Genomic DNA, 13,511 nt, shown 5'->3' on the forward strand with positions numbered 1-13,511 from the left:
AGTCAGGAGGATAGATTGATGAAAAGACGAGTAGTAGTAACAGGACTTGGAGCAGTAACACCGATCGGAAATGATGTGGAAAGTTTCTGGAACGGAGTAAAAGAAGGAAAGGTGGGGATCGGACCGATCACCCGTTTTGATACGACCGGATACAAGGCAACACTGGCAGCAGAGCTTAAAGATTTTGTGGCAAAGGATCGCATGGATCCGAGAACTGCAAGAAGAATGGAGCCTTTTTCCCAGTATGCGGTAGCAGCTGCACTGGAAGCAGTGGAAAATTCCGGGCTTAAGATGGAAGAGGAAGATCCGTACATGGTAGGCGTTATCATCGGCTCCGGTGTGGGAAGTCTTCAGGCTACCGAGACCAATGAGAAGAAGCTTATGGAAAAAGGTCCTTCAAGAGTGGATCCGCTTCTTGTTCCGAAGATGATCACAAATATGGCAGCCGGAAATGTTTCTATCGCTACCGGCGCAAAAGGAAAATGCACCAACGTGGTAACGGCATGTGCGACAGGAACACATTGTATCGGAGATGCTTTCCGTGCCATTCAGTATGGTGATGCAGATGTAATGCTTGCCGGTGGTACAGAGGGAGCTGTTTGCCCTATCGGTATCGCAGGCTTTGCAAGCCTTACTGCACTGAGCACAAGTGAGGATCCGCTGCGTGCATCCATTCCGTTTGATAAAGACAGAGGCGGTTTTGTTATGGGCGAGGGTGCAGGTGTGGTTGTTCTGGAAGAGCTTGAGCATGCCAAAAAGAGAAATGCCAATATCCTGGCAGAGGTTGTGGGATACGGTGCAACTGCAGATGCTTTCCATATCACATCTCCGGCCGAGGACGGAAGCGGCGCCGCACGTGCTATGGAAAATGCCATGAAGGAAGCAGGTGTTGCACCGGCGCAGGTAGATTATATCAATGCACACGGAACCGGAACACATCACAATGACCTGTTTGAAACAAGAGCTATCAAGCTTGCGTTTAAGGACGCTGCCAAGGATGTAAAGATCAATTCCACAAAATCCATGGTGGGCCATCTTCTTGGCGCAGCAGGAGCTGTTGAGTTTATCGTATGCGTAAAATCCATTTTGGACGGATTTATCCATCAGACAGTGGGAACAACAGAAACAGAGGAGGAGCTTGATCTGAACTATATGATCGGCGCTCCGGCAAAACAGGAAGTTCGTTATGCAATGAGCAATTCCCTTGGATTTGGAGGACACAACGGAACATTGCTTGTAAAGAAGTATGAGGAGGACTGAAGCTATGGAATTTAACCAGATTCTTGAACTGATCGATCACGTATCTGCATCAGAGCTTACTGCCTTTACATATGAGACAGCAGATCTGACCTTAAGTATGGAGCATGGAAAGCCACAGATCATCCAGGGGGTTATGGGAGAAACTGTGGAAAACATTCCGGCAGTAGGAATGACCGGTGGAAAAGTCCGCAGGGCAGTGAATACAGCACCGGTGGCAGGCAAAGATCCTGTGGTACCGGCTTCAACAGATGAAATGGCAGTGACAGTGACAGGAAAAACTGTGGCAGAAGCACAGGGAGTGAAAGGTACTGAGCAGTCGGAAACCGTACCACAGAGCGGGGAAGATCAGACAGGCAGCCTGGTAACATCTCCGCTGGTAGGAACCTTCTATGCTGCACCGTCCCAGGATCTTCCGCCTTACGTTCAGGTGGGAGACAAGGTAAAAAAGGACAGGTTCTTGCAATCGTGGAAGCTATGAAGCTGATGAATGAGATCGAAAGTGATTTTGACGGCGAGATCGCAGAGATCTATGTGGAGAACGGACAGCCGGTAGAATACGGTCAGAAGCTTTTCCGTATCCGATAAGTACCTTCAGATCAGAATCAGAGAATAAGAAAAATTATTGTTTCAGGAGGATAGAGAATGAAGCATCTTGATGTAAAACAGATCGAGGAGATCATTCCACACAGACATCCGTTTCTGCTTGTGGACTATATTGAAGATTATGAGCCGGGTGAATTTGCTGTCGGATATAAATGTGTGACCTTCCGCGAGGATTTTTTTCGGGGACATTTTCCCCAGGAGCCGGTAATGCCGGGTGTTCTGATGGTAGAAGCGCTGGCACAGGTGGGTGCGGTAGCCATTCTTTCCCTGGAGGACATGAAGGGAAAAACCGCTTATTTCGGAGGTATCAACAAGTGTAAATTCCGCAGAAAGGTAGCTCCGGGAGACAAGCTCCGTCTTGAAACAAAGATCATCCGCAGAAAGGGTCCTGTAGGCATTGGTTCTGCAGTGGCATCTGTGGATGGCGAGGTTGCCGTAGAGGCTGAGCTTACATTTATGATCGGGTAAGGTGATTGTATGATTCGAAAGTTACTGATCGCCAACAGAGGCGAGATCGCGGTGCGTATTATCCGTGCCTGCAGAGAAATGGGAATTGCCACAGTGGCGGTTTATTCTGAGGCAGATGAGGAAAGCCTTCACACACAGCTGGCGGACGAAGCAATCTGTATCGGACCGGGACCATCTGCACAGAGCTATCTGAATATGGAACAGATCATCAGTGCAACCATGGTTTCCGGTGCGGATGCCATTCATCCGGGATTTGGCTTTCTTTCTGAAAATGCCAGATTTGCGGAGCTCTGTGAAAAATGCGGGATCACATTTGTGGGTCCTCCATCAAAGGTCATCCGTATGCTGGGCAACAAAAAAATTGCAAGAAGCACCATGATCGCAGCTGGTGTTCCGGTAGTCCCGGGCAGCGAAGGGGATGTGGAGGATATTGAAACCGGTCTTAAGGAAGCTGAGAGGATCGGTTATCCGGTGATCATCAAGGCAGCTCTTGGCGGCGGCGGAAAAGGCATGCGTGTGGCAAACACACCGGAGGAATTTCCAGAAGCCTATGCAACCGCCAGAAAAGAGTCTGAGATCGCTTTTGGCGACGGTACCATGTATATTGAACATTTCGTGGTAAATCCGAGACATATTGAGTTTCAGATCCTTGCAGACAGCTTCGGAAATGTGATCCATCTGGGAGAGCGTGACTGCTCCATCCAGAGAAATCATCAGAAGATGATCGAGGAATCTCCAAGTGCTGCAGTTTCTCCGGAATTAAGAGAAAAAATGGGGCATGCGGCGGTGACGGCGGCGAAAGCAGCCGGTTACGTAAATGCGGGAACGATTGAATTTCTTCTGGAACCGGATGGAAAATTCTGGTTTATGGAAATGAATACAAGGATCCAGGTGGAACATCCGGTGACAGAGTGGGTAACAGGTATCGATCTTGTAAAGGAGCAGCTGAAGATCGCTTCCGGAATGCCTCTTGAGATCGCTCAGGAGGATGTCCGGATCCAGGGACACGCCATTGAGTGCAGGATCAATGCTGAAAATCCTCAAAAAAATTTCCGTCCTTCGCCGGGAACTATCCAGGGAGCGCATTTTCCGGGAGGAAACGGGATCCGTGTGGATACCTGTGTGTATAACGGCTGTAAGATCCCGCCATATTATGATTCCATGCTTGCGAAGCTGATCGTTCATGCAGGTAACCGAAAAGAAGCCATTGCAAAAATGCAGAGTGCTCTTGGTGAGGTGATCATTGACGGAATCGATACAAATATTGACTATCAGTACGAAATCCTGAAAGATGAGGATTATCAGTCCGGAAACTTTGACACTGGCTTTCTTGCCAGCCATATCATTGCGGGAGTGAAGATCAATGAGAATTAAGCACATGTTCAAAAAAACAGTCAGGGATATCCGGGGTGAGGAACAGGAAAACATTCCGGAGGTGCCGGATAACCTGATGCGTAAATGCAACGCCTGCAAAGCGGCGGTTTTTGTAGACGAGGTAAAGCAGAATCAATACATCTGTCCCCACTGCGGAAATTATTTCCATGTACCCGCTTATCGTCGGATCAAACTGATCGCAGACAGAAAGAGCTTTGTGGAGTGGGATGCTCACATGGAAGAAAAGAATCCCCTTCAGTACAGAGGCTACGAAGAAAAGCTTCAGGGGCTTCGTGAAAAGACAGGGCTTGATGAGGCTGTAGTTACCGGAAAATGTACTATAAAAGGGACACCTGTGGCACTTGGTGTCTGTGACTGCCGTTTCATGATGTCCAGTATGGGAGAAGTCGTGGGGGAAAAGATCACGCGGGCTTTTGAACGTGCCACAGAGGAGAAGCTGCCGGTAATCCTCTATATCTGTTCCGGCGGTGCCAGAATGCAGGAGGGCCTGGTTTCCCTGATGCAGATGGCAAAAACCAGTATGGCCATCCGGAAGCACAGCGATGCTGGACTTCTTTATGTGCCGGTCCTCACAGACCCGACAACAGGCGGCGTGACGGCAAGCTTTGCTATGCTGGGAGATATTATCCTGGCAGAGCCGAAAGCGCTGATCGGTTTTGCAGGTCCCAGAGTGATCGAACAGACCATCGGACAAAAGCTTCCCAAAGGCTTCCAGAGAGCGGAATTTCTTCTGGAACACGGCTTTGTGGACAAGATCGTAAAGCGTGAGGAGCAGAGGATCGTATTGGCGGATATTCTGAGATTACATCAGGATAAAGTCCTGAATAATGTACAGTCCGATAATACGGATATTAAAAATGGGTTCAAGTCTGACAATCAGGAATCGATGAAAACTGTTGAGGAAGATAATAGGATCTGGCCGGACTTCGTTCCATCCGGAGATTTCACTCCCTGGGAACATGTTCAGCTTGCCAGAGCCAAAACACGTCCTACAGGAAAGGACTACATCGAAGCGCTTTTTGACGATTTCATGGAATTTCACGGAGACCGTCACTGCGGGGATGATCCGGCAGTGATCGGTGGTGTGGCATTTTTCCACGGACAGCCGGTAACTGTCCTTGCACAGGAAAAAGGAGAGGGTACAAAGGAAAACATTACCCGGAATTTCGGAATGGTATCTCCGGAGGGGTACTGGAAATCCCTGCGCCTGATGCAGCAGGCAGAGAAATTTCACCGTCCGGTGATCTGCCTTGTAGATACACCAGGCGCATTCTGCGGGCTGGAAGCAGAGGAACGTGGACAGGGTGAAGCCATTGCAAAAAATCTCTATACACTGGCAGGTCTCACAGTGCCGGTGCTTTCCGTTGTGATCGGTGAAGGCGGAAGCGGAGGTGCCCTTGCCTTGGCGGTGGCAGATGAGGTATGGATGCTGGAGCATTCCGTTTATTCCATCCTGTCCCCGGAGGGCTTTGCCTCCATTCTCTGGAAAGACAGCAAAAAGGCAAAGGAAGCAGCAGCAGTGATGAAGCTCACAGCTGCAGACCTTTACCAGATGGGGATGATCGAGCATGTGATTCCGGAAGCAGAGCCTGTAAGCCGTGAGAACATAAATGATATCGCAGGTTATCTGGAAAACGGAATTGCGGATTTTCTTGAGAAATATGGCGAAGAAGAGCCGGAGAAGCTTCTGGAACATCGCTATGAACGTTTCAGGAAAATGTAGAAGCAATAAGTGCAGTGATTTTGTAGCCCGCAAAGTAAAAATCCAGTGGAAAAAATGCCATATTTATGTTACGATGGCTTCATAAACAGAGAACCGGAGAAGCCTTTTTGCTCCGGAGAAACAGGAGCGGGTAGAGTGGACAATCGGGAAGTTATAAATGACGTGCTGGTGAATCTGTTCAATGAGATCCTCCGACTGGAGGAGGAAGCCATCATCACAGATAAATATAAAGATATTTCCAACAATGATATGCACATTATCGAGGCTGTAGGTCTTGGAGGGGGGAACATGTCCTCCATTGCAGCCAAGCTTAAGATCACCGTAGGCTCCCTCACAACATCTATGAACAGTCTTGTAAAAAAAGGCTATGTGAAGAGAGAACGAAGTGAGAAGGACCGGCGTGTGGTATTTATTCAGCTTACAAATAAGGGACGTATGGCATATCATCATCATGCGGAGTTTCACAGGCAGATGACAGAAGCGGTGATCGCAGAGCTGAATGAGAATGAGACAGAAGTGCTGGTAAAAGCACTGGACGGACTGCGTAAATTTTTCAGACAGTATCATGAACAATAAAGAAATGTATAATAAAAGCATCCGGATCGGTAATAAAGGACAATTACCGATCCGGATGCTTTTTGCATAACAGGTATTTTCGACACGGACATTTATTGAAAATGATATTAAATGTCGCCTTTGTTTTTGTGATACGAGAGTTTATTCGTCCCAGCCATCCTGGAAGCGGATATTTACAGAGATATTGCGGACAACGTCTCCCTCCTGAAGCTCCAGATCGCTCTCATCGGAAACCGGAGGAAGCTTTCCCTCAAATTCCATAAGCTCTGTGTAGATCCAGTCGTATGCAGCTGCATTGGCATTTTCGATGGCATCATCCAGCGTGTCACCGTTGGCTTCACAGCAGGCAAGATCCGGAAAAAAAGCATTGTATTTTTTGTCCTCTGTGGGACGGAAAACTGCGGGATATATAAATTTCATAGGTAAGATTCCTTTCTTTTTTAAAATGAAGTGATTCGTGTAATACCATGAATATGGATAGTTTTACCTGACCTAGTACAGCGAATATTAAGTAACCGCCATATTGACTTGTCTGATTTTTCATCTGCTGCGTTGTCGTCAATCGTCGTAGCCACCGCTACGCCTCATTCCTCCGCCTTGCAGATGAAGAAATCATCCTGCGTCAATATAGCAGAAACTTAATTTTCGCTGTACTAGTAAGTATATACCAATTTCAGAATGAGGGCAAGCGAGTTCATGATCCAATGAAAGATCTAAATAAGAACAGCAGAGTTTTGGGAATGTTATAATCAGAAAATTGTCGTATATAAGTAAAAATGATAGATATATAACCCTTTTTGTCCTTGTATATAGGAAATATAGATGCTATACTGTGTAATACAGAGTATGAACGGGGGGTCGAAAGACCTGACGGGAGGTACAGCTATGATTTATACAGCTTTGACGAAAAAAGCTATGAAGGTGGCATACGAGGCACATCATGGACAGACAGATCGAAGCGGGACACCTTATATCTTTCATCCATTTTATGTAGCGGAGCAAATGGATGATGAACTCAGTGTATGTACGGCACTTCTGCACGATGTGATAGAAGATACAGAGATCACATTTGAGGATCTTACCGGAGAATTTCCGGAAGAGGTTGTGGAGGCCTTACGTTGTCTTACAAGAGATAAGAATATGAATTATTTCGATTATATCCGGAAGCTCCGGAAGAATCCGATCGCAAAAAAAGTGAAGCAGGCTGATCTGCTCCACAATTCTGATGTAACACGTCTTTCTGACTGCGAAAATATGTCTGCTGAACAGATATCACGGCTGCATGGAAGATATAAACGGGCTTTGGAGATACTTCATGATGCCAGGTGATATTATTTTCGCACAAGTCATTTATTGACTTTTATTCAGTTTTTTCATGCGCATGATCCACACAAAATATCCGTGACCTCAGATATTATTGTGGATCTTCTTAGTGGAAGTATGGATTTCTTGCATTGATCTCTATGTAGCATTTGATCGCATATTTGATAAATTCTATGATTTTTTTCATTTTATTTTCCTCCTCTTTTCTTTAACTTACAAATGCATTATAATAAACTCTCGGAAATATTACGTGCCAAAAACACAGAAAAAGTAGTCAAATATTGCGGAGAGAAAAATCCATGTTTCCAGTATACGAAGAAAAAAGAAGAATCTCCATATTCATCTGCGGACCTCACCCCATCTTCATAACTCCATAGAGTTTATCTATATCACAGAGGGAACTCTGGAGCTTGGTATGGGACAGGAGCTTTATCATATGGAAGAGGGAGATCTTGCAGTGATCTTTCCGGATGTGATCCATCACTATCAGGTGTTCTCTCCGGGAGAAAACAAAGCAGTCTATCTCTGGGCAAAGCCGGTATTGATTGGTAAGTTTGCGGATATCATTCAGAACAGCTGTCCGGAAGACCCGGTTATAAAAAAGGAGCAGGTGCATCCGGATATTGTAAATGCGGTACGGTGTCTCAGGGCAAACCGTAAGGAGAAGGATGATAATCTTGCAGTGGAACAGGCGTATGTGCAGATCCCGGGATTTGAAAGTCAGAGGACTTTTAACCGGGTATTCCGGGAACGGTACCGGATGACACCAAGAGAATACAGAACATTATATAAGGAAAAATATTTACGAGAGGAACAGACATGATCACAGTAGAACTGGAACATTTCAGCCTTGATAAAATATGCGATTCCGGACAGTGCTTCCGGATGAGAAAGCTTGGAGACGGACATTTTTCCATGGTGGCGGGAGACCAGTATCTGGAAATGTATCAGAAAGACGGAGTGGTGGATTTCTGCTGCTCTCAGGAGGAATTTATCTGTTACTGGGTGCTTTATTTTGATCTGGATACGGATTATGAAGCTTACATGAATGCTGCTAATCCACGGGATAAATATCTGGGTGCCGCAATAAAGGCAGGAGACGGGATACGGATATTAAGACAGGATCTCTGGGAAATGATCGTTACGTTTCTGATATCTCAGCAGAACAATATCAAGCGTATCCGCAAATGTATCGAAACCATCTGCCGGAAGTACGGAGAGCGAAAAAATTCATCTGCAGGTGTGGAATACTACGCTTTTCCGACTGTAGAGGCGCTGAGTCAGGCAACGGAAGAGGAGTTAAGAGGATGCGGCCTGGGATACCGGGCAAAATATATCGCAGTAACGGCCAGGACCATTGCATCCGGCCAGATCTCTCTGGAAAAAATCTATGATATGCGTTACCATCAGGCAAAGAAGGAGCTGATGAAGCTTTGTGGTGTGGGAGAAAAGGTAGCTGAGTGTATCTGCCTGTTTGCACTGCATCATATGGATGCTTTTCCCATAGATACCCACATCCGTCAGGTCATGGACGTGCATTACAAAAGAGGATTTCCCAATCGCAGATACAGAGGAATGCGTGGAATCATGCAGCAGTATATTTTTTACTATGACTTGTACTCATAGACTGCGGATGCTATCATAGGTGAAAATAAAGGAAAAATCCACGGAGGAAAAAGTAATCAGAAAATATTTACTGCGATTGAGACAACCACGTATAAAAAGAAAGAAAACAGATATTATATCCGGGGCTATAAGGGAACGGAAGTGATCATCCGTACAGATCATGAGATCCTGAAGAGGATTGCCTACAGGCGTACCTGCGTGAAACAAGTCTGCATTCCTGGAAGATACGAAACAGAAACAAAATATATCTATACAAGAAAAGAAAACAGAAGAAGCCGCCCAGTCATAGTTCCGGGCATTCCGACCGGGAGAGAAACTGCTATGCCACGTGCCGTGCGGACAGTGCTCCATGCTCTTTCCTATGGCGGGATCGAAGTGGAGGCTTCCAGAAAGCTGGCAGATCTTAAGAAGATGGATCCTATGAGGATCTTTTACAGGACACTGGATGCGGAAGTTTATAACGGAGACTATAAAGTGCCGATCCGTCTGTTTTTTCCAACAGAAGAGGACATGGAAAACGGTGCCGCCTCCGGAAAAAACCACCGGTGATCCTGTTTTTCCATGGCGGTGGCTGGGTTACGGAAAGTGTAGAGAATTATCAGCGGGTTTGTGCCAGAATGGCACAGTCTACCGGTCAGATCGTGGCGTCTGTTGAATACAGGCTGGCACCGGAATACCGTTTCCCGGTGGGACTGATGGATTGTTATGCAGCTGCGAAGACTTTTTTACACCAATCGTTTTCTTTTGAATACGGATCCGGATCGTATCACCATTATGGGAGATAGTGCAGGCGGAAATCTGGCAGCGGCTGTATGTATGATGGCCAGAGACCGCGGAGATTTTTTTCCCAAAAAACAGATCCTTATTTATCCGGCACTGAACAACTGTTATACGGAAGACTCTCCTTTTGAATCCGTAAAAACAAATGGAACCGGTTATCTTCTCACAGCGGAGAAGATGGAAGATTATCTGAAATTCTATGAGAGTTGTCCGGAAGACAGGAGGAATCCCTATTTTGCGCCGATCCTGGAGAAGAATTTTCGAAATATGCCGGATACACTGATACTTACCGCTGAGTTCGATCCTCTTCGGGATGAAGGTGAGGCATTTGGTGAAAAACTGAAGGAAGCGGGAAATCGTGTGGAAGTGCACAGGATCGCAGGTGCGTTTCACGGGTATTTTGCACTGGGGATCAAATTTCTGCATGTGCAGGAGAGCTTTGCATATGTAAATCGTTTTCTGGAAACAGAGGAACAGGAAGAAGGAAAGCATCATGAAGAACGAATATGCACAGTGGAGAAAACTTGACAATGCGGCGCTGGCGTTCCCGGCGGTGACAGGAAAGAATGACACCAGGGTATTTCGTTTTTACTGTGAACTGAAAGAAGAGATAAAAGAAGAAAACCTGCAGGAAGCCCTGGAGAGGACACTGGAAAAATATCCTCTTTTCCGTGCAGTTTTAAGAAAGGGACTGTTCTGGTTTTATCTGGAGAGACGTGATATTCCGGCAGTGGTAAAGAAAGAAGCAGGTGCACCCTGCAGCGGACTTTATATTCCGGACAAAAAAACGCTTCTTTTTCGGGTGAGCTATTATAAGAACAGGATCAATTTCGAGGTATTTCATGCGCTGACGGATGGAACGGGAGCCATGCATTTTCTGATGGAGCTGGTGAAAAATTATCTTCAGGAGACGCACCCATCCGCAGAGCTTCCGGAGCTTTTTCCGGATGAAAACATTACAGGCAGGGATATGGAGGAGGACAGCTTTTCTCAGTATTATTCCTCCGATGCGCCAAGAAAGAGAGAGTCCAAGAAGCCTGCCTTCCAGCTAAAAGGCGAGAAGCTCAGGCAGGAGGATATGAATATCACGGAAGTCTGTGTTCCGGTAAAAGAGATCCACGCCCGCGCAAAAGCGGCCGGTGTGTCGATCACGGTTTTTCTTACGGCAGCACTTATCTGGGCGATCCATGAAGAAGTGCCTCAGAATCAGGCGAAAAAGCCCATTGGTCTGATGATCCCGGTAAATTTGAGAAATTATTTTCCGTCCCGGTCTATGGCAAATTTTTTCGGATGGATCGAGATCAGCTGTTATTTTCAGCCTGATACAGCTTTTGAGGATATTCTGAGATCCGTAAAGGAGCAGTTTGCAAAGGAACTGAGTAAGGACGTGATCGAAGCAAAGCTGAATGATCTGGTAAGCCTGGAGAAAAATCCGATCCTGCGTCTGGTACCACTGGAGATCAAAACTCCGTTCCTTCTTGCCGGGACGACTCTCGGAGGGAGGTCTATCACGGCGATCTATTCCAATGTGGGGATCATCCGGATGCCGGAGGAATATCGGAAATATATTCAGAGATTCGGACTTTTTGCAAGCACGGACAGTCTGCAGCTGTGTTCCTGTTCTTTTGGAGATGAGATGGTTTTAAGTTTTACGTCCAAGATCCCCAATGGAAATATTGAGCGGAATTTTGTGGAGAGACTGAAAAATGAGCAGGTATCCTGTACAATTCGGGAGAATGATCTTCCGGGACAAAAAGAGGAGCAGAAACAGCAGATGAAGCTTTTTGAGAGCTTTACATTTCTGTGTATTGTGCTGGCTGTGGTATGTAATCTGATCGATTATCTGCTGGATGGTCATATAGGCTGGGCCTGGTTTGTGACTGCAGGGGCGTTCTGCACCTGGCTGATGGTTTCAGTGGCTTATGTGAAGCGGCGGAATCTTCTGAAGAATGAGATGTGGCAGCTGGTGATCGCAGCTGTTGCAGGAGTGCTTTGGGATGTGTTTACCGGCTGGCGTGGCTGGTCTGTGGATTATCTGCTTCCTCTGGCTTCGCTTGCTGTGATCTGCTCCATGTGGGTGATCACTGCGGTACAGAAGCTGGAGGTGGCGGAATATATGATCTATCTTCTGGAAGCAGGAGCTTTCGGAGGAGTGATCCCTGTGATCCTGTTGGCTGCCGGTGTGGTAACGGTGCTGTATCCGTCGCTGATCTGCATATGCGTCAGTTTCCTGATGCTGATATGGCTGTTCCTGTTTAAGAGGAAAGATATGGTGCGGGAGATGCAGAAGAAATTCCGTGCATAGAAAATAAAACAACCGTCGATCTGCAGAGGATTTTTTGAAAATCTGTCTGCAGACCGGCGGTTTTTTGATCAAATCAAGGGAGTCTCCTGCAGGGTTGCGAAAAACAATAAGCAGTGGGGGAAACTTGCTCGAAGTTCGGAGATCAGAATCCGAAGTCCTCATAGTCCTCCGGTGTGAACTTATGATAGATCATATGCTCACCCTCCAGAGACAGACAATACCGGTAGTCATCCGGGATCCCGTCTTCGAAATATACGAGATAATCAAATCCGGTTCCGGTTGTTTTTTCCATGTGTACATGTTCGGAATAAGCATGAAAAACGTCCATCACTTCATCCAGAGTACAGCCATGACGTGCAACCGTGCCTATAAAGTGTACCAGAAATTCACTCGGTTTCCGGTTTTCGTGAACGTAGTCCGAGGCCTGAGGCGGCAGGGTGATGCAGAAACGCCCGTTTTTGGAAGAAGCCGTTACTTTTCCAAGACGGTCACAGGCATGATCTGAGAACTTTTCCATTGCATGCTGCATTTCTTCTTCCGTAAGCTCTGTGCCAAGAAGGCGGTTCAGAGACTGCAGCGGATAATAAAAACGGGTAACTCCGCTCATGTATCCGATCTTTACCTGTTGTTCCTGGATCATATCCAGGAGATTATTTTCCAGTTTTTTGAAATTCATTATGTTTTTCCTTTCCGAGGTCTGAAGGTTTATTGAACTGCATACATTCAGATCCCATTTTTTTCGCAGATATCATTGAGACAGCAGCGGTCACAGTAAGGCTTTGTCCGCGCTGTACAGACTTCTCTTCCATGATTGACAAGACGGTGGCAGAGATCATTGCCTTCTTCCGGAGGGATGATCTTCCAGAGAGCCATTTCCACCTTTTTCGGATCCTTCATGTCATGGACAAGGCCGATGCGGTTGGAAAGGCGGATACAGTGAGTATCTGTTACAATGGCAGGCTTGCCGAATACGTCCCCCATGATCAGGTTTGCGCTTTTTTCGGCCCACACCGGGAAGCTTCAGAAGTGCGTTAAAGTCTTCCGGCACCTTGTCGTGATACTGTTCGTGGAGAATGCGCATACAGGCGCTGATGTCCCGGGCTTTGCTTTTTCCAAGGCCGCAGGGACGTACAATGGCTTCGATCGCTTCCGGCTCTGCTGCTGCCAGGGCTGCCACATCCGGGTATTTTGCATAGAGATCCTGAACAACTACATTGACCCGGGCATCGGTGCACTGAGCTGCCAGACGGACACTTACAAGAAGTTTCCAGGCATCATCATAATCCAGTGTACAGTCTGCATCCGGATATTCCTTTTTTAAACGGCTGATAACTTCATAGGCCAGTTCCTGTGTTGTCATTTGTATATGAACCATCCTTTCAATTTCGGTTATATTACTGAATTGCTACAGCCAGGATGATACCACAGCATTCGGAGAATTACAAGGTGGAC

At 46.6% G+C, this 13,511-nt stretch carries 16 protein-coding genes and 1 pseudogene; 14 read left to right on the forward strand and 3 right to left on the reverse strand.

The annotated features are described in order from the left end of the window. Positions 1–18: 18 nt before the first annotated feature. From fabF to CK1_RS06845, 7 genes are all read left to right on the forward strand, one after another. Positions 19–1,260: a beta-ketoacyl-ACP synthase II gene (gene fabF, locus CK1_RS06820; protein WP_015525541.1), complete on the forward strand. Its 1,242-nt coding sequence runs from the start codon at positions 19–21 to the stop codon at positions 1,258–1,260. A 4-nt stretch (positions 1,261–1,264) separates the two neighbouring features. Further along, positions 1,265–1,738: an acetyl-CoA carboxylase biotin carboxyl carrier protein gene (locus tag CK1_RS06825; protein ID WP_015525542.1), complete on the forward strand. Its 474-nt coding sequence runs from the start codon at positions 1,265–1,267 to the stop codon at positions 1,736–1,738. A gap of 5 nt (positions 1,739–1,743) precedes the next feature. Next, on the forward strand, positions 1,744–1,845 hold the full coding sequence (locus CK1_RS18090) for an acetyl-CoA carboxylase biotin carboxyl carrier protein (protein ID WP_353611132.1): 102 nt from the start codon (positions 1,744–1,746) through the stop codon (positions 1,843–1,845). Between the two features lie 57 nt (positions 1,846–1,902). Next, positions 1,903–2,331, forward strand: coding sequence for a 3-hydroxyacyl-ACP dehydratase FabZ (gene fabZ, locus CK1_RS06830; RefSeq protein WP_015525544.1), 429 nt, complete (start codon positions 1,903–1,905; stop codon positions 2,329–2,331). 9 nt (positions 2,332–2,340) lie between these two features. Beyond that, positions 2,341–3,705, forward strand: coding sequence for an acetyl-CoA carboxylase biotin carboxylase subunit (locus tag CK1_RS06835; RefSeq protein ID WP_015525545.1), 1,365 nt, complete (start codon positions 2,341–2,343; stop codon positions 3,703–3,705). Next, complete coding sequence (locus tag CK1_RS06840) at positions 3,695–5,449, forward strand: acetyl-CoA carboxylase carboxyl transferase subunit (RefSeq protein WP_015525546.1); 1,755 nt, start codon at positions 3,695–3,697, stop codon at positions 5,447–5,449. Before CK1_RS06835 ends, CK1_RS06840 begins: the two co-directional genes overlap by 11 nt. 135 nt (positions 5,450–5,584) lie before the next feature. Beyond that, a complete protein-coding gene (locus CK1_RS06845; RefSeq protein WP_022427168.1) occupies positions 5,585–6,025 on the forward strand; it encodes a MarR family winged helix-turn-helix transcriptional regulator in 441 nt (146 codons plus the stop codon). Between the two features lie 141 nt (positions 6,026–6,166). Here CK1_RS06845 and CK1_RS06850 read toward each other — a convergent pair whose 3' ends face one another. Further along, on the reverse strand, positions 6,167–6,445 hold the full coding sequence (locus CK1_RS06850) for a type II toxin-antitoxin system HicB family antitoxin (protein WP_015525547.1): 279 nt from the start codon (positions 6,443–6,445) through the stop codon (positions 6,167–6,169). 465 nt (positions 6,446–6,910) lie between these two features. On the opposite strand from CK1_RS06850, the gene CK1_RS06855 reads away from it, so the two are divergent. The 7 genes from CK1_RS06855 (at position 6,911) to CK1_RS06875 (ending at position 12,059) form a co-directional block, all read left to right on the forward strand. After that, the gene (locus tag CK1_RS06855) at positions 6,911–7,354 is read left to right on the forward strand and encodes an HD domain-containing protein (RefSeq protein WP_015525548.1); all 444 of its coding nucleotides are present in this window, start codon (positions 6,911–6,913) and stop codon (positions 7,352–7,354) included. A gap of 337 nt (positions 7,355–7,691) precedes the next feature. After that, positions 7,692–8,171 carry a cupin domain-containing protein gene (locus tag CK1_RS06860; protein WP_502685125.1) on the forward strand — a complete coding sequence of 160 codons (480 nt, stop codon included), beginning with the start codon at positions 7,692–7,694 and terminating at the stop codon, positions 8,169–8,171. After that, positions 8,168–8,974 (forward strand): DNA-3-methyladenine glycosylase family protein, encoded by an 807-nt coding sequence (locus CK1_RS06865; RefSeq protein WP_015525551.1) that lies wholly within the window; start codon positions 8,168–8,170, stop codon positions 8,972–8,974. Before CK1_RS06860 ends, CK1_RS06865 begins: the two co-directional genes overlap by 4 nt. 141 nt (positions 8,975–9,115) lie before the next feature. Then, positions 9,116–9,523: a hypothetical protein gene (locus CK1_RS18095; RefSeq protein ID WP_353611133.1), complete on the forward strand. Its 408-nt coding sequence runs from the start codon at positions 9,116–9,118 to the stop codon at positions 9,521–9,523. Then, entirely contained in the window at positions 9,520–9,759 is a 240-nt protein-coding gene (locus CK1_RS18810; protein WP_502685096.1) for an alpha/beta hydrolase fold domain-containing protein, read from the forward strand. The genes CK1_RS18095 and CK1_RS18810 overlap by 4 nt, the downstream gene beginning before the upstream one ends. Continuing rightward, positions 9,749–10,282, forward strand: coding sequence for an alpha/beta hydrolase (locus tag CK1_RS06870; RefSeq protein WP_015525552.1), 534 nt, complete (start codon positions 9,749–9,751; stop codon positions 10,280–10,282). The genes CK1_RS18810 and CK1_RS06870 overlap by 11 nt, the downstream gene beginning before the upstream one ends. Further along, the gene (locus CK1_RS06875; protein WP_015525553.1) at positions 10,248–12,059 is read left to right on the forward strand and encodes a DUF6320 domain-containing protein; all 1,812 of its coding nucleotides are present in this window, start codon (positions 10,248–10,250) and stop codon (positions 12,057–12,059) included. The genes CK1_RS06870 and CK1_RS06875 overlap by 35 nt, the downstream gene beginning before the upstream one ends. Before the next feature lie 142 nt (positions 12,060–12,201). On the opposite strand, the gene CK1_RS06880 is transcribed toward CK1_RS06875, so the two are convergent. Next, a complete protein-coding gene (locus tag CK1_RS06880) occupies positions 12,202–12,735 on the reverse strand; it encodes a DUF3877 family protein (protein ID WP_015525554.1) in 534 nt (177 codons plus the stop codon). 47 nt (positions 12,736–12,782) lie between these two features. Next, a pseudogene (locus CK1_RS06885) lies at positions 12,783–13,419 on the reverse strand (endonuclease III domain-containing protein). Positions 13,420–13,511 lie beyond the last annotated feature (92 nt).

Source organism: Ruminococcus sp. SR1/5, assembly GCF_000209835.1.
In the GTDB taxonomy this organism is placed as follows: Bacteria; Bacillota; Clostridia; order Lachnospirales; family Lachnospiraceae; genus Blautia_A; species Blautia_A fusiformis.

Coding starts and splice junctions, on each gene's coding strand:
- CK1_RS06835 (WP_015525545.1), top strand. CDS start 2,341: ATGATTCGAAAGTTACTGATCGCCAACAGAGGCGAGATCGCGGTGCGT.
- CK1_RS06870 (WP_015525552.1), top strand. CDS start 9,749: ATGGGAGATAGTGCAGGCGGAAATCTGGCAGCGGCTGTATGTATGATG.
- CK1_RS06825 (WP_015525542.1), top strand. CDS start 1,265: ATGGAATTTAACCAGATTCTTGAACTGATCGATCACGTATCTGCATCA.
- CK1_RS06850 (WP_015525547.1), bottom strand. CDS start 6,445: ATGAAATTTATATATCCCGCAGTTTTCCGTCCCACAGAGGACAAAAAA.
- CK1_RS06855 (WP_015525548.1), top strand. CDS start 6,911: ATGATTTATACAGCTTTGACGAAAAAAGCTATGAAGGTGGCATACGAG.
- CK1_RS06865 (WP_015525551.1), top strand. CDS start 8,168: ATGATCACAGTAGAACTGGAACATTTCAGCCTTGATAAAATATGCGAT.
- CK1_RS18090 (WP_353611132.1), top strand. CDS start 1,744: ATGAATGAGATCGAAAGTGATTTTGACGGCGAGATCGCAGAGATCTAT.
- CK1_RS06880 (WP_015525554.1), bottom strand. CDS start 12,735: ATGAATTTCAAAAAACTGGAAAATAATCTCCTGGATATGATCCAGGAA.
- fabZ (WP_015525544.1), top strand. CDS start 1,903: ATGAAGCATCTTGATGTAAAACAGATCGAGGAGATCATTCCACACAGA.
- CK1_RS06840 (WP_015525546.1), top strand. CDS start 3,695: ATGAGAATTAAGCACATGTTCAAAAAAACAGTCAGGGATATCCGGGGT.
- fabF (WP_015525541.1), top strand. CDS start 19: ATGAAAAGACGAGTAGTAGTAACAGGACTTGGAGCAGTAACACCGATC.
- CK1_RS06875 (WP_015525553.1), top strand. CDS start 10,248: ATGAAGAACGAATATGCACAGTGGAGAAAACTTGACAATGCGGCGCTG.